The organism is Wolbachia endosymbiont (group B) of Eupithecia inturbata (assembly GCF_964030915.1).
In the GTDB taxonomy this organism is placed as follows: domain Bacteria; phylum Pseudomonadota; class Alphaproteobacteria; order Rickettsiales; family Anaplasmataceae; genus Wolbachia.
The window spans coordinates 1,111,520-1,133,814 of the sequence record NZ_OZ034987.1 but is presented as its reverse complement, the minus strand read 5'-3'; the positions used below and the strand labels follow the sequence as shown (position 1 = coordinate 1,133,814).

The 22,295-nt window shown below is 34.4% G+C and carries 14 protein-coding genes and 3 pseudogenes; 11 read left to right on the top strand and 6 right to left on the bottom strand.

Annotated elements, in window-relative coordinates:
- Positions 1-4 precede the first annotated feature (4 nt).
- The 4 genes and pseudogenes from ltrA (at position 5) to ACQH21_RS05375 (ending at position 7,014) form a co-directional block, all read left to right on the top strand.
- Entirely contained in the window at positions 5-1,801 is a 1,797-nt protein-coding gene (gene ltrA, locus ACQH21_RS05390) for a group II intron reverse transcriptase/maturase (protein ID WP_425384035.1), read from the top strand.
- Positions 1,802-2,443: 642 nt separating this feature from the next.
- A complete protein-coding gene (locus ACQH21_RS05385) occupies positions 2,444-4,678 on the top strand; it encodes a hypothetical protein (RefSeq protein ID WP_425384034.1) in 2,235 nt (744 codons plus the stop codon).
- Between the two features lie 376 nt (positions 4,679-5,054).
- Positions 5,055-5,627 (top strand): annotated as a pseudogene (locus ACQH21_RS05380) (transposase); the annotation flags it as partial.
- A 156-nt stretch (positions 5,628-5,783) separates the two neighbouring features.
- Positions 5,784-7,014 (top strand): annotated as a pseudogene (locus ACQH21_RS05375) (IS256 family transposase).
- A gap of 227 nt (positions 7,015-7,241) precedes the next feature.
- On the opposite strand, the gene topA reads toward ACQH21_RS05375, so the two are convergent.
- Positions 7,242-9,692, bottom strand: coding sequence for a type I DNA topoisomerase (gene topA, locus ACQH21_RS05370; RefSeq protein ID WP_425384033.1), 2,451 nt, complete (start codon positions 9,690-9,692; stop codon positions 7,242-7,244).
- A gap of 649 nt (positions 9,693-10,341) precedes the next feature.
- Here topA and ACQH21_RS05365 point away from each other — a divergent pair.
- Positions 10,342-11,613: an MFS transporter gene (locus ACQH21_RS05365; protein ID WP_264377961.1), complete on the top strand. Its 1,272-nt coding sequence runs from the start codon at positions 10,342-10,344 to the stop codon at positions 11,611-11,613.
- 66 nt (positions 11,614-11,679) lie between these two features.
- Entirely contained in the window at positions 11,680-13,023 is a 1,344-nt protein-coding gene (gene radA, locus ACQH21_RS05360) for a DNA repair protein RadA (protein ID WP_052264751.1), read from the top strand.
- Between the two features lie 784 nt (positions 13,024-13,807).
- Here the strand turns inward: radA and ftsY are convergent.
- Positions 13,808-14,719, bottom strand: coding sequence for a signal recognition particle-docking protein FtsY (gene ftsY / locus ACQH21_RS05355; RefSeq protein ID WP_425384032.1), 912 nt, complete (start codon positions 14,717-14,719; stop codon positions 13,808-13,810).
- 176 nt (positions 14,720-14,895) lie between these two features.
- On the opposite strand from ftsY, the gene iscU reads away from it, so the two are divergent.
- From iscU to ACQH21_RS05335, 4 genes are read left to right on the top strand one after another with little or no spacing between them, the layout of a single operon-like run.
- Positions 14,896-15,279: a Fe-S cluster assembly scaffold IscU gene (gene iscU / locus ACQH21_RS05350; protein ID WP_007302620.1), complete on the top strand. Its 384-nt coding sequence runs from the start codon at positions 14,896-14,898 to the stop codon at positions 15,277-15,279.
- Positions 15,280-15,284: 5 nt separating this feature from the next.
- Positions 15,285-15,671, top strand: coding sequence for a HesB/IscA family protein (locus ACQH21_RS05345; RefSeq protein ID WP_006012614.1), 387 nt, complete (start codon positions 15,285-15,287; stop codon positions 15,669-15,671).
- Positions 15,664-16,122 (top strand): iron-sulfur cluster co-chaperone HscB C-terminal domain-containing protein, encoded by a 459-nt coding sequence (locus ACQH21_RS05340; RefSeq protein WP_006012616.1) that lies wholly within the window; start codon positions 15,664-15,666, stop codon positions 16,120-16,122. Before ACQH21_RS05345 ends, ACQH21_RS05340 begins: the two co-directional genes overlap by 8 nt.
- Positions 16,100-18,001 (top strand): Hsp70 family protein, encoded by a 1,902-nt coding sequence (locus ACQH21_RS05335; protein WP_425384031.1) that lies wholly within the window; start codon positions 16,100-16,102, stop codon positions 17,999-18,001. Before ACQH21_RS05340 ends, ACQH21_RS05335 begins: the two co-directional genes overlap by 23 nt.
- Before the next feature lie 3 nt (positions 18,002-18,004).
- Here the strand turns inward: ACQH21_RS05335 and lepB are convergent, their stop codons facing one another.
- Positions 18,005-18,790 (bottom strand): signal peptidase I, encoded by a 786-nt coding sequence (lepB, locus tag ACQH21_RS05330; protein WP_007302623.1) that lies wholly within the window; start codon positions 18,788-18,790, stop codon positions 18,005-18,007.
- Positions 18,791-18,989: 199 nt separating this feature from the next.
- Here lepB and ACQH21_RS05325 point away from each other — a divergent pair, with 199 nt between their 5' ends.
- The gene (locus ACQH21_RS05325) at positions 18,990-19,346 is read left to right on the top strand and encodes a TrbC/VirB2 family protein (protein WP_007302624.1); all 357 of its coding nucleotides are present in this window, start codon (positions 18,990-18,992) and stop codon (positions 19,344-19,346) included.
- A 2-nt stretch (positions 19,347-19,348) separates the two neighbouring features.
- Here ACQH21_RS05325 and ACQH21_RS05320 read toward each other — a convergent pair whose 3' ends face one another.
- The 3 genes and pseudogenes from ACQH21_RS05320 to ACQH21_RS05310 all read right to left on the bottom strand — a co-directional run bounded on the left by ACQH21_RS05320 (position 19,349) and on the right by ACQH21_RS05310 (position 21,992).
- The gene (locus ACQH21_RS05320) at positions 19,349-20,347 is read right to left on the bottom strand and encodes a pyruvate dehydrogenase complex E1 component subunit beta (protein WP_264375491.1); all 999 of its coding nucleotides are present in this window, start codon (positions 20,345-20,347) and stop codon (positions 19,349-19,351) included.
- A gap of 152 nt (positions 20,348-20,499) precedes the next feature.
- Positions 20,500-21,653 (bottom strand): annotated as a pseudogene (locus tag ACQH21_RS05315) (IS3 family transposase).
- 57 nt (positions 21,654-21,710) lie between these two features.
- Positions 21,711-21,992 carry a hypothetical protein gene (locus tag ACQH21_RS05310; protein ID WP_425384030.1) on the bottom strand — a complete coding sequence of 94 codons (282 nt, stop codon included), beginning with the start codon at positions 21,990-21,992 and terminating at the stop codon, positions 21,711-21,713.
- Positions 21,993-22,295: the final 303 nt, after the last annotated feature.

Sequence of the window (22,295 nt, the reverse complement as noted above, 5' to 3'; positions counted from 1 at the left end):
AGTTGTGAATAGTAGTGAATATGTTATGGACCAACAAAAAGTTAGGTATGAATGGAATGAAATTCCTTGGCGCAAGCTGGAGAAATCTTCATTTAAGCTACAAAAACGAATTTACCGAGCTTCATTATGTAATGATATCAAAAAGATGCATAATCTTCAGAGATTATTACTCAAATCAACAAGTGCAAAAATGCTCGCTGTTAGGAGGGTAACTCAGGATAACAGAGGGAAAAAGACGGCAGGTATTGATGGAAAGGCAAGTCTTAGTAAAAAAGAAAGATTGCAATTAGCAAATTCTTTAGACATAAGAGAGAAAGCAAAACCATCAAGACGCATCTGGATTCCAAAACCTGGAAAAACTGAGAAACGCCCATTGGGAATACCAACAATAACAGATAGAGCTAAGCAAACACTTGTTAAAATGGTGATAGAACCGGAGTGGGAGGCAAAGTTTGAGCCAAACACCTATGGTTTTAGATCTGGCAGATCATGTCATGATGCAATAGCAGCTATATTTACCGCACTTGGTGGCAAGAAAACAGCATTTATATTGGATGCTGATATTGCCGGATGCTTTGATAATATTAACCATAACAAGTTGTTAGATAAACTCAATACCACACCAACATTAAGAAGGATAATAAAAGGATGGCTGGAGGCAGGTGTTATGGAATACGGAAAGTTTCAATCTACAAAAAGCGGCACAATTCAAGGAGGAACGATTTCACCGCTACTTGCATGTGTTGCACTACACGGATTAGAACAACATATTAAAGAAGGATTGACAAGTGAGCTTTTTCAATACTCGAAAAAGAAATGTGGCAGAGCAACGTATAAGGATACGCAAAGATCAATAAGTATCATTACTTATGCTGATGATTTTGTGATCTTACATGAAAGTGAGGAAATTGTTATGAAGGCAAAAATTCTAGTTGAAAAATGGTTAGAAACCATTGGGTTAGAACTAAAACCATCAAAAACAAGAATCTTACACACACTAAAATCTCTAAATGTGATGAAGCCAGGTTTTGATTTTCTAGGTTTTACAGTAAGACAATATACAACAAGACGAAGCAAAAAAGGCTATAAATTATTAATTAAACCAAGTTGTAAATCTATAAAACAGCACGAATTAGCCATTAAACATAAGCTTAGAGAGATGCATGGAGCTCCTCAAGAAACTGTGATAAAAAGCTTAAATCCAATTATTATAGGATGGAGCAGATATTACACCTCGGTGGTCTCAAGCAAAATCTTTAGCTCAATAGATGATGCTATGCATAGAAAACTTTGGAAATGGGCAGTCTTTAGACACTCAAACAAAGGGAAAGGTTGGATAAAAAGAAAATACTTTAGAAAGTATAAAAACGACAATTGGCGGTTTATGATAAATAAAAGAGCATATCTTGCTAGGCACGGAGATCATGTTATCAAACGACATATCAAAGTGCAAGGAACTAAATCCCCATACGACGGGGACTGGATATATTGGGGTAATCGTCTAACTAAAGTACCAGGAAAATCACCAAGGGTAATAAGGTTAATAAAGTTGCAGCAAGGTAGATGTAATTATTGTAATCTCACGTTTAAATTTGATGACTTTGTACATGTACATCATCAAGATCGCAACAGAAATAATAATAGCATTAAAAATTTGCTCTTGTTGCATAAGCATTGTCATGATCAATTACATGGAAGTATGTATGACAAGCACCAAGTTGCAGAGGAGCCGTATGAGGTGAAAGTCTCACGTACGGTTCTGCAGTCGAGTGAGGAAGGGCGACCTTCTTCACTTAGATAACATATAAACTGCTTCTGACAGTGTAGTACAAAAAATCATATTGACTCACTTTAACTCACTTTACCAACTCTTTTTCTCTCAAATTCTCAAACACATAGGGCTTTTTATGTTAAGTAGAGTTACTGAAAATGTGTCTAATTTAGATGTTTTTTACTGTTTTACATAAATACACAGAGAATAAGTTTGAAAAGTATTGTATGGACTGCCGCTAGATCCGTGCGAACTTTCCTTTATAGTAATTTTAATACAACACGAAACTAGCTATTTTAGCCTACTTTCACCAAATTTATATACGAACTAATTTGCTCAAGCTTATGGAAATAATTTAAATCTTCTATTTTTATAACCTTATTTTTACGCAACGTGTTCTCACAAATATATGACCTTTTTTGCAATTTCAGAAGAGTCAATAATTCAATTCCTTATAACACTAATTAGTATGGTCTTTTCATTAAATTTATCCTCTCAAAAAGACTGTGCTTTATTCACCTGCTTTAATGGTATTATAATATTTTACACCTAAACCTACTCTATAAAAATTCACAATACGAATTAGTAAATAGATTATATTCAAATTGATTGTATTTATGATATATAGCGCATACAATATATTACTTGTTTATTTTAGTAGGGGGTATAGGTATGTTTAGTTTAAAGCAGGTAGTACAATATAATTTATTTGGTAGTAACGACCTTGAAGGCAATTCATCTTGTGAATTTGAAGATTTTCCTGAAGAGGTATTTGAGATTAGCAATGAAGAAAATCAAGCAATAGATAGTTTGAAAAGTAAAATAGAAAATCTACAACAAGAAAATTTTGATCTTAAAAAAAATGTAGAGTTACAAAAACACTATAAGAAAAGAGTAGAAGAGTATTACGAAGAAGTAAGTGAACTTACCAGAGAAATGCAAACCCTAGAAGGGAAAATTAAAAGGCTTGAAGTTGAATTACAAAGAAGGACGAGAAATTTAACTGAAAATGATCAAGACATCGAACAGCTAAAACAGAAAGTAGAAATATTATTATTAGAAACTCAGAACAAAAGTGATATAATTAAGAACTTAAATAATCAATTAAAAGAGGCAAAGAATGAAATTCAGTTAACAGACAAAATAAATGAAGAATTACAGCAAAAACTGGTTTTGACTGAAGATGAGTTAAATAGAGTAAGAAAAGAAAGTACAGTGCTGATAAACAGTATAGAGGATTTGAAAGGTGATTATGAAAATCAGATATTAGAAAAAGAGAAGGAGCTTAATGATGTAAGAGATCAATTTTGTATTTATTTATCAGAGTATAAAGAACTATTTGCAGAATTCAATAGACTGCAGAAGGAAAACGAAAGTTTAAAACAGAAAAATTTCTATATTAGTAATGAAGTGTCTCTTGCAGATGAAATAAACAAAGAAAACGTAAGAGAAGAAATAGCAAAGCTTCAGTTTGTACCTGAAGTGAAAATTAAACATATTATTGATAATAATGACCAAGAATCAACCTTACCAGATAGAGAAGCAGAAAATTATCGAACAAGTGAAGATAAAAACCTTGAAAATAATGATTTCGAGATTGGAGTATGGAATGAAGCTGACGATGAAAGTAGCGATGACCAGAAATCAACCTGGCTATATGGAAAAACAGAAAATTGTCGAACAAGTGAAGATGAAAACCTTGAAAATAATGATTTCCCAATTGAAGTATGGAACGAAACGGATAGTGAAAGTGACAATGTTAGCCCTTGCCCTGATTATGATGAAAGTTTTGGTAGGCGTTACAGTCAACTATTCTATGATGAAGCCATAATTCATAAAGAAAAAGATACTTTTGTTTTAATTCGTCAAAAAGATTCTTTTTCTTTAGCGAAAGTGAAACCGAATACAAGAGAAGAAGAAAAGTATGAAAGTATTTGGCAAAAAATAAATAAGATCCATGATTATCTGGACATTTTAGGTTACTCTGGTAGCGAAGAAGATTATGAGGAGTGCGAAAAAGAACTTGATAAAGTTATAAACGAAGCACTAAAACAAGGAATAATGTTCACTTTTCCATATAAATCTGATATGTCCTTGATAGATCGTATAGCTGACACATTCCCAAAGCTATATTTATCTGCTGACACTACTCGAATTTATGAGTTTTTATACAAGAAAAAAATATTTCAGATAATATCAGAAGGTGCATCTTTAAACAGATTTAGCGATGAAGAGCATGGAGATGTAGTAAACGTAATTTGTTCAGATAAAGATACCTTAGGTCAGCGAAAAGCAAACCTTTCAAAGCTGAAGGAGTTAGCACTTGAAAGTATTATAAGTAAAAGTGAGCAAATTGATAAACATGACTTTGAACTAGAAATAGATAATGGATATTTTTGTATAGATTACCCACAAAATAGTACTATTGAAGTTGCAAAGATATTCAATAATCAAAAAGCTAAAGATTTAAATCTAAATATTGGTATAGTTCAAGTTGGAAAAAGTATAATTAGAGTTGAAAACATAGAAGGAAGGAGAAATTATACAGACATTTCAGGAGATATCATTGAAATGTCTTTTACCACTGAAGTAGGAGAGATCAGTATTCATCTATGTCCTAATGAGAAAGATAGTAATAAAATAGAGGTGAGGCTTGTCGATGAAGTAAGATTTAACAAATTAGAGAATAAATCAAGTTTAGGGCTAAATTGTCTATTAGGGGGGAAAAGTGTTTTAAAAGCTATAGAATATGGGTATTTTAAAAGAAATAGCAGCGTATTTGAAGAGTTAGATAAGGCTATTAAACAGTCAGATTATACAATAGAAAATCCATCTAGCTTTCTAGAGGGGGTTAATAAAAATCAACTACTCAAAGTAAATGCAAGGAGATATGGTCCAGGATTATGATAATACAAATTATCTGCATTATACTAAAATGTAAAAACAAGAGGAGCGAAGATGCTTTTTAATTTAGAGCCAGGCAGTGTTGGTTATAGTGATAAACATAGGATAGGATTGGAACTATCAAAATAAATGATAAAGAAAGAAGGAACTATAGCCCTTCTCATAATAGTCCAAAAAGAGTAAGATATGGATTTATAGTAGTGAAGGTAAGGATGCCAGTAGCATATAGTTATGACTTAAGGAAAAGGGTAATGGAAACGTTGGAGGTGGTGTAACAAGCTTTTTGCCTACCATTTGTCTATAAGCTTGGGAGTGTTAAATAAACTGTGTCAAACCGAGAAGTAAAGTAATAAATTGATAAAAAAATGGAGGTTTGACAATGAGTCAAGCAAACACAACTACCGGTTTGGTAGACTATAAAGAATTAGAAACAAATATCTTATCATCTATACGAGAAGGAAGACCATTGACAGGAAGAGATGGAGCATTAACACCATTTATAAAAAAACTGCTAGAGGGAAGGCGAGATAGAAAACCATTTGTCGGCTGAAAGCGAAGAAAACAACCGAAGAAATTCAAAGACTTTACGGACAAGTATTTGAACTATTGACACCAAGAGATAGAGAAGGAAGTTTCGAGCCACAAGTAGTCAGAAAAAGGCAAACAACCGAACTTGAAGCAAAGGTTTTAAGTACATATGCCAGTGGCATGGGATATAGCATCGCATGTAGAAGAAATATAAAATATCTGCAGCAGAGATATCAAGTATTACTGACAAATTGTTACCGGTAATCAACGAATGGCGCAGTCGTCCGCTGCAATCTGTATATCCAATAGTGTTCATGGTTTTTTAAGGTCAAGGAGGACGGGCATTGTGTAAGCAAATGTATGTATAACATATTAGCAAAATGGCAGAAAAGAAGTTTTGGGTTTTTATTTGGCTGAAAGTGAAGTTCTGGTTGGGAGTACTATAGCCCTTCCCATAATAGTCCAAAAAGGTCATAAGAAAGAAGAATCGACAGCATGACGAAGATTTGGGAATGTTCAAAAAAGTGTGTCAAACCGAGAAATAAAAATAAAATAGAAACAAAAAATAGAGGTTTGATATATGAGTTACAAAATAGAAAATGGAACGACTGGCCTGGTAGATTACAAAGAGCTGGAAGCAAATATACTGTCATCAATAAGGGAAGGTAAACCATTGATGGGGAGAGATGGAGCATTAACACCATTTGTAAAAAGGCTGCTGGAAGCAAGTCTAGAAGGTGAAATAGAGCATCATTTATCCAATGAAAGAGAAGAAAAGAATCGAAGAAACGGAAAGAATGGCAAAACTTTGAAGACGAGTATTTGAACTATTGACACCAAGAGATAGAGAGGGAAGTTTCGAACCACAGATAGTGAAAAAAAGGCAAACAAGCTTACATCCAGAACTTGAAACAAAGGTCTTGAACATGTTTGCAAGCGGTGTGGGATACAGGGATATAGCATCCTATGTGGAAGAAATCTATGACCATAAAATATCTGCAGCAGAGATATCTGGAATTACAGATAAATTACTGCCTATAATCAATGAATGGAGGAGTCGTCCCCTACAATCAGTATACCCGATAGTATTTATGGATGGGATGTTTTTTAAGGTCAAAGAGAATGGACATTGCATAAGTAAATGCATGTACAATATATTAGGAATAGACCAAAATGGCAGAAAAGAAGTACTGGGTTTTTACTTAGCAGAAAGTGAGGGAGCTAACTTCTGGCTAGGCGTATTAAATGACTTAAAAGAGAGAGGAGTAGAAGACATTTTGATAGCTTGTGTTGACGGTCTGAAAAGCTTCCCTACAGCTATAAATAGCGTATTTCCCAATGCTGAGGTACAGTTATGCATTGTGCACCAAATAAGAAATTCACTAAAATACGTATCCAGCAAAGATATAAAAGTTTTTATGAATGATTTGAAAAAAATATACCGTGCTACAAGTAGAGAAATCGCCGAAAATTATTTACTTGAACTGGAGGAAAAATGGGGTGAAAAATATCCTTTAGTCATAAAATCGTGGCAAAACAATTGGGAAAATTTGTCTAGTTATTTTAAGTATTCTGGCCCTGTTAGAAGGCTAATTTATACCACCAATCCAATTGAGGGGTTGCACAGACAAATCAGAAAATTTACTAAAACCAAAGGTTCATTTACCAGTACAAATGCCTTGTACAAATTGGTATATTGTGCTATAAAAAAGATAGAGCAAAAATGGGCTATGGCTTTGCCTAATTGGGCTCTAACTATATCTCAACTTGATATCTTTTTTCCTGATAGGTTAAAAATTGAGTTGAACTAAAAATTCGCTTTGACACACTTTTTTGAACATTCCCAAGCTTAACTCTGATAGAGACTATTTTCCTGTTAGCACGTCTGCGTCACACGACTGTAGCTGCTAACCAGATGACAACTTTCTCGTTATCTGAATATTTTCTTTCTTGTAATTCAGGCTCTTTTTTTCTCAGTTCCAGCGTGTAGCGCTGGAACAACAATAAAGAACATATAAAGAATGGTTATGCAAGAAGTCTACTTTTTATTCTTAATTAACTCTAAAGCCTTCTTCAGATCTATACTTTCAATATCTGCATTCTTGCCCAAAGCAACGTTTGTTTTACCGCATTTTATATAGAATCCGTACCTACCGTTGCAGATAAAAACTTCTTTTCCCTTTTCATTAAAACCAAGAGATTTTAGCTCTTTGCGTGGGCTGCTCTCAATAATTTGTATAGCTTCGTTTAATTGTGTGTCTAATACCTCCTTAGAGCTTTTTTTAAGAGAAAAGTATCGACCATCATAGAGAATATAGTACCCAAATCGTCCAAGACCTATTTTTACTTCCTTTCCAGTTTCTGGGTGTTCTCCGATTATTTTCGGCAGGGAAAGTAATCGAGTGGCGGTATTTAGATCAATATCATTAACATTTATATCTTTTGGTACAGAAATCTTTTTTTTCTTTTCTGACTCACTATTAAACTCCAGATAAAGTCCAAAAGGACCTTTTTTGATCATTATCTCTTGGCCTGTCACATCATCTATACCCAAACTTTTTGGATATTCTGAATTGTCATTACTGCCCGTAATTTCTTTTGTATGATTGCATGCAGGATAGTTAGAACATCCAAGAAACACACCGGCTTTTCCAAAATTTAATTTCAATATACCACCAGAGCAATTAGGACATTTTTTACCTATTTCTTCCTTTCCTTCCTCTGAGCAAAACCAATTGACTACCAAATCATGAATACCACTAAAAATCTCATCATGTGTCATTTGCTTAACAGAATTTACATGATTAAAAAATGGCACCCAAAAATAGCCTAGTTCTTTTTTCCAATCTGCATGTCCATTTGAGATTGAATCAAGCCTTTCTTCCATTTGTGCTGTAAAGTCATACTCTACACAACGCTGAAAAAAAGTTTCCAAAAATATAGTCACGATCTTACCGCGGCTGCTTGGAATAAATCTTTTGTTATCCAATGAAACATATTCACGATCTTGTAATACCGAAATAATTGTTGCATAAGTTGATGGGCGACCTATACCGACTTCTTCCATTTTTTTTACTATACTCGCTTCACTATAACGAGGTGGCGGTTGAGTAAAATGCTGTTTCGGATCAACAGAAATCAACTTGCACGCTTCCTCTTCCTTCATGGCAGGTAGCAGGCCTTCATTTTCGGCTTCTATGTTATCTTGATAGACTTTATAAAAACCATCAAAGAATATACTTGATCCACTTGCTCGCAGAATCACTTTCTGGTCAATAGAACTAATTTCAACTACCACTTGATCAAGAATCGCCGATTCCATTTGACTTGCAATGGTTCTTTTCCAGATTAAATCGTACAATTTAAATTGCTCTGGCGTTAAGTAATCCTTAATACTACCCGGTGTTCTATTAATATCAGTTGGCCGGATTGCTTCATGTGCTTCTTGAGCATTTTTGACCTTTTTTACATATTTACGAGGAGAATGCGGTAAATATTTATCACCATATAATGACTTAATTGATCCCCTGATTGAGTTTATAGCCTCATCTGCAATATGAAACCCATCTGTACGCATGTAAGTTATCAACCCTACGGCTTCACCACCAATATTGATACCTTCATATAAATTTTGCGCTACTCGCATAACATTTTTCACATTAAAATACAGTTTATTCACTGCATCTTGCTGAAGACTTGAGGTGATAAATGGAGGAAGCGGGTTTCTCTTAACTTGCTTGCGTTCTACTGTGCTTACAGCATACTGCCTTGACTCGATTTCCCTGACTAAGTTCTTTGCCTCTTCTTCATTCTTAATATCAAATTTTTCTAGCTTTTTATTGTCATAGTGGCTTAGCATAGCAAAAAAAGCCTCATCTTTGCTATTTTGCATTTCTGCCTTTATGCTCCAATACTCCTGTGTTATAAACTTACTGATTTCATCCTCTCGTTCGCATATAAGCTTTAATGCAACAGACTGCACTCGCCCTGCAGATTTGCTTCCCGACAATTTTGTCCACAGCAGCGGTGACAAGCTAAATCCAACTAGATAATCCAAAGCTCTGCGTGCTTGCTGTGCACGCACTAAGTCCATATTAATTTCACGTGGATTTTTTATAGCTTCTTGCACTGCTCTTTTTGTTATTTCGTTAAAGACTACTCTATGAATGTTGCTTTCATCATTGATTGCTTTTCTTTCCTTTAGTGCCTCTATCACATTCCAAGCTATTGCTTCCCCTTCTCTGTCTGGATCTGTTGCAAGGTATATATCTGATGTTTTACTAGCTTCCTTGACTAACTCTTTTACATACTTTTCTGCTTTTTCAATAATCTCATACTTCATGGCAAAGTCATTATCAGGATCAACAGAACCATTCTTCGCTGGCAGATCTCTGACGTGGCCAAAGGATGCAGCCACTTTAAATTCTTTACTCAAATATTTACCTATCGTCTTTGCCTTTGCCGGCGACTCAACTATCAATAATGCCATAATTATTAGTACTTAAAGGTAATATGTTGAAATATATAGAATAAAAAGTAAAAAAATATTTTAATGGTCTTCTCAGTTTTTTAAGTGAATTGTTTTAATGTTAGCAAAAAACCTAATGAAAGAGCCTACTTTACAAATTTTCCCAACTCCCTTACCATAAGGATAACGCTATACTATTTATCTTCGTCTGTGGAGATTAAACGACAAAAGCATAACGCAGTTGTCGTCTTATTTTTAATTTTTTGCACTATGTGCATCTTATTTCTTTACAAAACTTCCAGTTTTTTAACCATATAAGCTGAAACGGGCTGTTTAAGACAGGCCAATTTTCAGGATTAGAGCTAGCTAATAGGGGGGTTCTTTTGTCTTTTTTCTACTTGGTAAATTTCTTGATATTTGTAGCTAAAGTAATTTAAGAGAGGTGTCATCCCAGTGTCGGAGCACTGGGATGACAAGAAAAGGAGTACTGGAATGACACATTCCACCATGTCATTCCAGCGGATGACCAGATTTTTTTATTTGATCCCAGACTGGCTGGTTATGCAAGTTCCAATTTTAATAATATTTACATATAAGCCATACGCTTGGGTTGCAAAGTTCTAAAAAGCAGCCAAAATAAAAATAAGTAGACATTTACAAATTAAACTAAGTGTACAATCAACAAACAAGAGTATTGATTGCAACAATACTCTGTAGAATCGCAATATGGTATGACCATATGCTCTTTATTGATCTGGTTAATATAATTAGTAGAGAATTTTGTTATGCAAAAGATATCTACTACAGCATATTGCAATTGTTTGGAATTGCAGGAATGGGTGCAATGGTAAGACCACTTGGTGCATCTGTATTTGGTCACATTGGTGATAGGTATGGAAGGAGAATGGCGTTAACGATTGCTATCTTGCTAATATCGATTCCTTCTAGTCTCGTTGCGTTTATTCCAAGTTATAGTAAAATAGGAATAACCTCTACTATGTTGCTTCTTACAATCCATCTGATACAAGGGGTTGCACTTGGCGCTGAGCAAGGAGGTAGCTCTGTTTATCTCATAGAGCATTTACCTAATAAGAAAAAACTAGGAATGTTTTTTGGAATAATAAGTTTTGGTCGCTCCATTGGCATATTGCTCTCTGTGGTTGCAGTGATCATTTGTAAAAAAACCACTGATTTTAACGCTTGGGGTTGGAGGCTGCCGTTTATTTTTTCAGCCATTTTAGGATTAATAAGCGCATATAGTATATATACACTAGGAGAAACTCCAGCGTATGAAAAAAATCGAGAACAAAGAAATTTACCTAATTTACCAATAATAGAGCTTACAAAACGCTATAAAAGAGCCCTGATACTTGCCATTTTAATATCTGTACCTGTTAATGTTGCTGTTGGATTTACCATATTTCTTAGAACAATTGCAAAAGAAATAGTGTCTGTTGAAACTTATGTAACAACGTATGTCAACGAAGTTGTACTCATTATAACCAGCATATTAATGCCGATATCTTCAATAGTGCTTGGAATTTTAGCTGATAAAACAGGAAGAGAACGCACTGCAATCTTATTTATAGTGATAACAATGGTATTATGTTGTCCTATGTTGTCTATTGCATATTACTATAAAAGCTATCTTATAATCATGTTGAGTGTTATGGCTCTTTCTATAATCGAGAGGGGTATTAATCCTATAGGGATAGTTACTGCTGAACTTTTTCCTACTAATGTTAGATTTAGTGGTGTTAGCTTATCACGCAACATCTCTTTTGCCTTGCATGGAGGATTTACTCCTATGATATGCACTTGGTTTACTATAATGTTTCCTAAAATAGACTTTGCTGCTGGGCTTTATGTAATTTTTTGCTTATTAGTCAGCTTAGTAGCAATATTGCAAATAAAACCACAAGATAAAAAGTGTGATTGGTAATTTTCTCTATTTAAATTTATTTCACTTATTTAGCTAATTTTTATTACAATTATAATTTTGGCTTTTATGAAAACTGCATACGTATGTCAATTCTGCGGTCATAGCACTGGAAGGTGGGTAGGAAGGTGTATTGCATGTGACAGTTGGGATACGGTTGTCGAAGAAATAGTACTAAAAACAGAAACGAGAAGTACATCTGCACCAATTTCAATAAAAGCGTTATCAGATAGTGAAATTATTACCCCCGATCGTTTTTTAACAGGAATAGAAGAGTTAGATAGAGTTTTTGGTGGAGGTATCGTTCAAGGTGCTAGCATTTTAATTGGTGGTGAACCTGGAATTGGAAAATCTACTCTTTTGCTTAGGATTGCAGCTAATGTTGTACAACTTTCCTCTTTTGAATGTCTTTATGTATCTGGCGAGGAATCTTTAGAGCAAGTGAGCCTCAGAGCAAAGCGTCTTAAGATAAATGAACCTAAAATTAAGCTTTTATCTACAGTATCTTTAACTGATGTAGTAGCAACAATAAGGAAAAATAAAAGTATTAAGTTCTTGATAATTGATTCTATACAAACTATGTATGATAGCAAAGTCACATCAGCACCAGGAACTGTAACTCAAGTCCGTACCTGCGCTCATGAATTGACTGTTCTTGCAAAGCAATATGGTGTTTCTCTCTTAATAGTTGGCCATATAACGAAAGATGGACAAATAGCGGGACCTAAAACCCTGGAGCATATGGTAGATACAGTACTATATTTTGAGGGTGAAAATAGTAATCAATATCGCATTTTACGTACTATTAAAAATAGATTTGGCCCTGCAAATGAAATTGGTGTTTTTGAGATGTCTAAAGCAGGACTCATGCCTGTTGATAATCCATCATCATTATTCTTGACCGTACATGATAGAGAAGTAGTTGGCAGCGCCGTATTTGCAGGAGTTGAAGGCTCAAGACCAATCTTAATGGAAGTGCAAGCATTAATAGCAAGGACTAATATGGCAACTCCAAGAAGAGCAGTAGTTGGTTGGGATATTAATAGATTAGCTATGATAATCGCGGTTCTAAGTGCTCGTTGTAAAATGTTTTTGCATGATAAAGAAGTATACCTAAACATTGCAGGAGGACTCAAAATACAGGAACCATCAGCTGATCTTGCTGTTGCTGCTTCCCTTATTTCAAGTTTAGTAAATTTACCGCTACCAACTTCTTCAATAATCTGCGGTGAAGTTGCACTTTCAGGAGAAATTAGGAATGTTTCGCATGCTGATCTCAGGCTAAGGGAAGCACAAAAATTAGGATTTAAAAAAGCGATTATGCCTAAAAATGGCAATTATTCTTCTCATGATATTGAGATAATTAAGCTTGGTCATATAAAAGAGTTAAAAGAGATCTTCAATCACAGTTAAATATTATCTGCATGAACATTTTGCTTGTGGGAAGGATGTTATCCCAGCTTCCATAATGTCATCTGAGTAGGTGACACTGGCTTCTTTTTTTACTGTTTTTACTGTAATTAAAAATTCATTGGATCTTGATTATATATTTCCTCTGCTATAAGCAATAATTTTTCGCTCTCATCAAAGAGACTTTTTGCTCTAGCTGCTAATTTCTCACTAATTTGTGGTAGACATTGTCATAATATACTCCTTAAATTTTTAAAATATATTTATGTTGGTATACAAGTATCAATATTACATTAATATAATAACTTTTTAGGCATGAGTGACAAGCTGAAGTGGTTTTTAATTACTCAAAAAACAGAAACGTTTCTATTTCCTACACTTTCTAAAACCATAGGTACCAGTTGGTTTTTAGCTAAAGTAAAGGTCAAGTATCTGGAATTCTGGACATAAAATCCTCCTGTGTAAAAAAGAGTTAGAAAAAAATGCAGTGCACATACGACAGATATACACTGAAGAATACATTCTTTAATAAGTTTGATTAAAAAGTCTGCAGACTAAAGATAGATTTTGAGCTCTTAAAATATCTCTATTTGTAATTATAATGAGATTGAAAATATGCGGAAGTAATTTTTATACGTTAACGGCTCACCCAACCCACTTGCAATCTGGATCCCAGACTGGGATGACAAGAAAAGGCTACTCAAATAGGAAGTACTGGAATGATACCATCTAAAAACGGCTTCTCATGATAATTAAGCTTGGTCATATGAGAAAATTAAAGAGATCTTCAATCACATTTAAACAGCGCTTCAGCAAACTCTTTGCCAGTAAATTCCCTCAGGTCTTCTATACTTTCACCAATTCCTATAGCGTGTAATTTCACCTTATAAGCTTCTGCAAGCCCAATCACTACTCCACCTTTGGCAGTACCATCTAGCTTTGTTACAATTAACCCGGTAACACCAACCATTTTACTAAAGGCCTCTAATTGGCTATAAGCATTTTGGCCATTAGTTGCATCAAGAACTAAAATAACATCATGAGGAGCAGTATCATCCAATTTCTTTATCGTTCTATGTATTTTTGACAGCTCTTGCATGAGATTTACATTGTTTTGTAGCCTTCCTGCTGTATCAATCAAAACAACATCAACGCTATCTTTTATCGCTTGATTTACAGCTCTATATGCCACACTTGCAGAATCGCTACCGTGCTCTCCAGTAACAATAGAGCAATCAGAACGTTCTGCCCAAATATTTAATTGCTCACTCGCAGCAGCTCTGAATGTGTCGCACGCAACAAGCATAACGGATTTTCCTTTTTCCTTATATTTATGGGCAAGTTTACCTATAGTTGTAGTTTTTCCATTACCATTCACTCCGCATACCATTATTATGTGTGGTTTTTTATTCAAAATGAGCGGCTGCACAACAGGGTTTAATATTGTTTCTATTTCGCTCATTAACTGCTGTGTGATAATGTTATGTTCAACTTCTGATTCAAATTTGATACTTGCGAGCTTATCAATAAGCAATCTAGAAGTTTTATGACCTATATCCATGCTAATCAGCAGCTCTTCCAGATCATCTAAAAGCGACTGATCTAATTTTTTTTTGCCAGAAAAAATATTTTTTACTCCATCACTAAAACGGGAGGAGGTTTTTAATAGTCCTTGATAAAGATTACTGAATAAACTCAAGAAATACTCCTTCTAAAATTACCATATAAAGAATGACATGCACTATATGTATTTGTAAAGTAAATACACTCGTAACCTATATATTTTGTGAGTAAAATGTACCGCTTGCTAGTGTATTTTACTTTAGTTTTTAACCTAAATATGTTATAATGTAAGTAATGGTTTACGGGTAATCTATGAGTTATAATGAGAAAATTTTAGATCATTACGAAAATCCAAGGAATGTTGGTTCTCTGGATAAAAATGATCCAAATGTTGGTACTGGTTTAGTTGGTGCACCATCATGCGGAGATGTAATGAAACTGCAAATAAAGGTCAACGATAAAGGTGTTATTGAAGACGCAAAATTTAAAACTTTTGGTTGTGGTTCTGCTATAGCTTCAAGTTCTTTGCTTACAGAAATGATCAAAGGAAAAACTATTGAGAATGTAACAAAGATAAAGAATACTCAAATAGTGGAAGAATTGTCTTTGCCGCCAGTAAAGATACACTGTTCAGTACTTGCTGAGGATGCTATAAAAGCTGCTATTCATGATTATCAAAATAAACAAAAACATTGAGGAATATGAGTGAATTTCAAGGAGTAAATTCTGTTAAAAAACCTATCACTCTAACTGCAAATGCAGTAGAGAGGGTAAGGTTTTTATTGGACAAAAAGAAGCATGCTAACCTTGAAGAAGCAATAGGAATAAGAGTTCTAATTAAGCAAAAAGGATGCTCTGGTTTAAAATATGATATTGAATATGCATATGATGTTCGTCCTTTGGAGTCGGTAATTGAAGAAAGCTGCAGTGATGATCAAAAAGTCAAGGTGCTGATCGATCCAAAATCTATCATGTTTATCCTTGGCTCTGAAATGGATTATGTAGAGGAAAAATTCTCATCAGGTTTTATTTTCAAAAATCCTAATGAGAAAGGAAAATGTGGTTGTGGAGAGAGTTTTCATGTCTAGCAACCATTTCACATTATTTGGAATTGAACCGGCTTTTAACATCAGCTTTGATGAGCTGGAGAAAAAATATATTGAGCTAAGCAAAACTGATATAAATGAAAGAGAGTCCAAAAATATGGAAAATATCAACAAAGCTTATCAGGTACTGAAGTCACCGCTAAAGCGTGCCGAACATTTGTTGGATCTTTTTGACGTACAAAGCAAAAAAGAGCATCTTGATCCTGAAATATTAAATGAATCAATGGAAATAAGAGAATACTTTCTAGACTGCGATGATTTACAATTTGCAAGTAGGATGATTGATGAAAAGGTAAAAGATTGTACTAAAAACCTAATTAATGCTTTTGCTACAAAAAATTTTGATGAAGCTGCTACGCAAGTTTTTAGATTGAGATATTTATATAAGTCATTTGAGGAGATAAAGGAAAATGCGGCCAGTTCAAATTTCTGAACCAAGTTCAAATGAGGTAGTTTTTGGTATAGATCTTGGAACTACTAACTCTTTAATTGCCATGGTAAATAAAGCTGGCAATGTAGAAATATTTAAAGATGAGCAAGGTCGTGAACTATTACCTTCTGTCATTTCATATGAAAAGGATGTACTAAAAGTAGGCTACGATGTTGGCGAAAACGCTATCTGCTCTATAAAACGCTTAATGGGTAAAAGTGTTAAAGACTTGCATAAAGAAGGTATCAATTGTGAAATAGATAACGAAAGTGAAAAAGTTATTAGGGTAAAATGCTCAGAAGAAAAGTATCTCACTCCTATTGAGATCTCTGCTGAGATACTCAAAACTCTATGCAAGAGGGTAAAAAAATTCACAGGGATGAAAGTTAACAAAGCAGTGATTACTGTACCAGCTTATTTTGATGATTCAGCACGTAACGCAACCAAATATGCAGCAAAATTAGCTGGCATAGATGTTCTTCGCCTCATTAATGAACCAACCGCTGCAGCACTTTCTTACTCCATTGGAAAGAACAATAACAGTGGCATATATGCAGTTTATGACCTCGGTGGTGGAACATTTGACATTTCAATATTAAAATTACATCAAGGAGTGTTTCAAGTTCTTGCAGTTGGTGGTGATACTAAACTTGGTGGTGATGATTTTGATCATCTACTTAGTTTAATCGTGCTTAAAAAGTATAGAGAACAGGTAGGTTTAAATAAAAAATGCTCTAGTGTCATCCCAGTGCTCCGACACTGGGATCCAGAAAGTTTGATTGCAAGTGAACACACCAGAAAGTTATATAATAAGAACTGGATTCCAGTGTCAAGCACTGGAATGACACCATCTGATACAACTACCTACAAATTACAACATTCATACACTAAAACTGGTATCTGCAATATACGTGCTATAAAAGAGTACCTAAGTGAAGATACCTCTGGCACTTTTGAATTCAGCATCAATGGTGAATTATTTAAGTGCAAAATTACCAAAGAAGAATTCGAGCAAGCAATCAGTCCTTTGGTTAATAAGACTATAAATATAGTTACTCGTACTATAAGCAACATAGATCTTAAAATCGATGATATAAAAGGGGTAATTTTAGTTGGTGGCGCAACTAGAGTGCCATTAGTGCAAAATTCACTAATCAAACTCTTTGGCAATAAAGTGCTGAATGATGTGGATCCGGACAAAGCAGTTGCCAATGGGGCAGCTTTGCAGGCTCATTATTTAACTTCAAACTCAAAAGATAGGAATATTCTCCTTGATGTGCTGCCTTTATCACTTGGCATAGAAACTATGGGGGGAATAGTTGAAAAAATTATACCAAGAAATACACCACTACCAGTTTCAGAAATAAAAGAGTTTACAACTTACCCTAACGGGCAAACAGCAATGAAAATTCACGTTTGTCAAGGAGAACGTGAAATGATAAAAGATAATAAATCTCTAGCACGATTTGAACTCAAAGGTATACCACAATTGCCTGCAGGTTCTGCAAAAGTTGAAATAGGATTTACAGTTAGCATTGATGGAATATTGACTGTCACTGCAAGAGAAAAAACTACTGGAGTCGAACAGACAGTTGAAATAAATTCAAGCTCTGGCTTAAGTGAAGAAGATATTCAAGATATGGTCAATCAGTCAGTAAGTAACTTTGATGAAGACATGAAGGCTCGTTCCCTTGCAGAGGCTAAAATTAACGGTAACAAGCTCATACATCTAGTTGAAAATGTTTCCACTGAGCAAAAGTTAAAAATTTTACTACAGAACGCAAAAGACGCTTTACAGGAAAATGACTTAGACAACATTAATAATGCTATCTCTGAGTTAGAAAACTCTGCTTTAGAATTATGCGAATCAGCAGACAGATAGAGTTCATACAACTTTGTGAAGTACCCTGTCAAATCTCAGAGCAATAGGTAACCTAAAATCAAACGGCAACCAATCAACTTTGCCTAATTTAAACGATAAACCAACCATGCTTACGCGTCCAACTATATTTTCAGTTGGTATTAACCCAATTTCAGAAAACCTGCTATCAAAAGAATTATTTCTATTGTCTCCCATAACAAAAAATTGATCATCAGGCACATAATAAACTGGAGTATTGTATGATAACTTATTAGAAAGATTATCTATTAGAATTTCATGCTCCTTGCCGCTCGGGAGTGTTTCGATGTATCTTGCTATATTACGCTTTGACTCATAATCAAAAAAATTTTCAATTTGTCTTCGCTTTACTTTCTGATCATTTAAATATAACTCCCCCTCTATCATTTGCACTTTATCGCCCGGTATTCCTATTACCCGCTTAACAAATCTAATGCTGTCATTTCTTGTAGGCTTGAAAACTATTATATCACCACGCTCCGGAGGGGTATAAAAGATTCTACCGCTAAAGATGTTTGGAGAAAATGGAAAAGAGTGTTTACTATAACCATATGAATATTTACTAGTAAAAATATAATCTCCCTCAAGTAGAGTGCTTTTCATTGAACCAGAAGGAATATGAAATGGCTCAAATAAAAAACTACGTATTGATAGCGCAATTAGTAGCAAAAAAAACAGTGAAGATAAAAACTTTCTCGTTCTTGCTATCCGGTTCTCTCTCAATTCTTTCAATTTTATTTTCTTTATAAATTTAAGCTTATCATAACACATAAAAGTGGTAATGTGAAATTTTACTCATGGGTGTTATTGCTCTTTTTCGAAAGTCGAAATAAGCTCTCAAGTAATTGACAGTGATTGATAACCAATAGACATCATTTGCTATGCAATATTGTATAAATCACAATGCTAGTTTTACTGAAAATTATACTATTTTAGATATAATTATAATATTTAAACTTAAGGTATAGGGATGAACCCTACAATTAGAAAGGTTTTTTGTATTCTACTTATAGTATTATTTATTTCTTTTTCTCATGTTGGAAGTGCTGCTAACTCTAATGACGATACAACTGCTCAAGTAATATGTAATATTATTGGCTACGTTTGGGGAATAGGTGGACCGCTTATGACCGTAGTGATAATAGGAGCAGCTTTACTTGCAATATTTGGTAGAATGCCGTGGCCTGCTCTTTTCGCCCTCGGTGTATTTTGCGCTGTGTTTTTTGGTGCTAAAACTATTGTCATAAAAGTAATGGGTGGTATAAACTCTACAAATGCCTCTTTTATGGAAGAATGTGGAACGGGAGATAAAAAAAAGAGTCAATAGGACTATTTCTTTCTAAAGCAGACTTGGTGCACAGCTTCAACTATATCTTCCACTTGTGGTAATGCTTTCTTTTCTAGGTTTGCAGCATAAGGTAAGGGGACATCCTTGCCGGTTACCCGTACAACCGGAGCGTCAAGGTAGTCAAATCCTTGTTCCATAACCATGGCTGAGAGTTCTGCTCCTATTCCTGCAAATGGCCAACCCTCTTCTATGCTTACTAATCTATTGGTCTTCTTAATAGAGTTAATAACTGTTTCAGTGTCAAGTGGTCTTAAGGTTCTGAGGTCGATAACTTCAGCTTCTATTCCTTCACTAGAGAGTAAATCTGCTGCATTTAACGCATCCATTAGTTTCAATGAAAAAGCAGTGATAGTTACATCCTTTCCTTCCCGTATAACAGCAGCTTTGCCTATCTCAAGTAGATAATCTTTATTTGATAGCTCAGAGTCAGGAACTTCATGCTCATGTCCATAAGCGATCTCGTTTTCTAGAAATATTACCGGATTAGGGTCACGAATTGCAGCTTTAAGCAGACCTCTGCAATCGGAGGCAAAGTAAGGTGCTATTACTTTCAACCCTGGAACATGCGAATACCAAGATGCAAAGCACTGAGAATGTTGTGCAGCAACTCTTGCTGCAGCTCCATTTGGTCCACGAAATACTATAGGGCATCCAAGTTGTCCACCCGACATATAATTTGTTTTTGCTGCGGAATTTACGATTTGGTCGATAGCCTGCATAGAAAAATTAAAAGTCATAAACTCCACTATTGGCCTAAGTCCAGCAAATGCTGCTCCAACAGCAAGACCAGCAAATCCATGTTCAGTAATGGGTGTATCAACTACCCTATTTTCTCCAAACTCTTTCAGTAATCCTTTCGTTACTTTATAAGCACCATCATACTCTGCAACTTCTTCACCCATGATAAATATATCAGGGTCATTTTGCATTTCTTCTCTGATCGCTGTGCATAAAGCTTCTCTTACACTTAAGATTGCCATTTGTAAACCTGTAGATTTCAACTGAAATAACTATATCAAAATTACCAGGAAGCTCACAAGTTAAGTTTTACAAGCATCATGTTGCTTTGAGCATTGAATACTTACTTCTGACCTTACCCAGAAAAAGTAGACAGAAAGTTAAGACGTTTTTGCTATGAGAATGATGAATCAAAAAGCTCAGGAATGCAATAGTTAATAGTAGAATGTCTACGCTGTTTATTATAAAAAATTTCTATATATTCAAATATTGCGGTTTTAGCTTGTTGTGCAGAGTGTTGTGAAGTATCAATGAGTAACTCTCTCTTAAGTGAACTAAAAAAGCTCTCTGAAACAGCATTATCATAACAACAACCTTTGTGACTCATACTAGAAGTAATATTTTTTGTACTTAGTAAAAATTGATAATTTTTAGAGGTGTATTGCGATCCTTGATCGCTATGAAATAGTAGATTTTTAGCAGATTTGCGCCTACCAATAGCCATGAATAACGCATCTATAACTAATTGCCTATTTACTGCATTACTCATTGACCAGCCAATCACCATGCGTGAATATAAATCTATTATTGCTGCCAAATATAACCATCCTTCATTAGTTTTTATGTACGTAATATCAGTTACCCATATCTTGTTAGGTTGATCAGCGATGAAATTCTGATTTAATATGTTAGGAGTTATAACTCTATTGTCTATTTGTGGTTTTTTACTTTTAAACTTTCGTCTAAGCTTAGCTTGAATGCCATTTTTCTGCATAACATTTTGCACTGTTTTGATGTTATAATTTTTACCTAAAGCCTTTAATTCAGCGTGAATTTTAGGAGCTCCGTATCTGCATTGTGATGCTCGATATACCTTCTGAATATCTTGTATGAGCTCTTCTCTTATTGATTTTTTGTTGTTTTTTTCCTTAGTAATCCATTTATAATAACCACAAGCAGATACGTTCAAAAATCTGCATAATTCCCGTATTTTATAGCAGTTTTCATGTTCTTTTATAAAAGAATATTTTACTCTTTTTGGTTTGCAAAATATCCCAGGGCTTTTTTTAAAATGTCTCTTTCCCTCGTTACTCTTGCCAGCTCTTTCTTTAAATCAAACTTTTCTTTGTCACAATGAGCTACTTTCCCTTTTCCTGGAAACGCATCTACTCCAGACATTCTATCATTGTATGTTTTTACCCATCTGCTTAATGAATCACCGCTAATACCCAAATCTCTTGCTATTTTTGCTGATGATTGACCTGTTTCTTTTACTAGTCTTATAGCTTCAATTTTGAATTCTGCTGTATATTCTTTTCTTTTTGTCATACCACACCTCTTTGAAAAAACGTTTTATTTTACTTCAAAAACGTCTTAACTTTCTGTCTACTTTTTCTGGGTAAGGTCATTCATTAGAAATTCCGCTATCAAAAGATTGTTGCATGCTGCAGCAAGATGTAACAACGTCCAATCTTCTGCAGCTTCTTCTGAAAATTTTATACTAAATTGATGTTCTTTACTAAAATTTTTACTAAACTTGTTGTACTCTCCTGCATCTTTTCCTTTTAACTCATTCTTTATTTTTTCAAGTAAATTATCTTCATCCAAATCGCTACTTTCACTTACCTCATTTATTATTTCAAAAAACTTCTCCTTCTCTATTGCCATAACCTTTCCCTCTCAATTTATTTTTATCACTGCATAATCTCACAAAAAAGTTAAATTTATCAAAATTCTATATTTTATATAAAATAAAATTTCCTGTTTCCAAAAATTGGTAAGCATGTTTTTGATGAGATTGTAGAAAACATACTTTTATGACACCATTTGTTGTACGAACTAACTTGGCGAAAACAGATGTTCATATAGTTGTGTGGCAAAATGTTTTGCACTAGTTATGCTACTTCGTTTTCCATAACAGTTAAAAAAATTAGTAGCAAGTTGTTGTGAGTTTATGTATTTTGAGGCTGT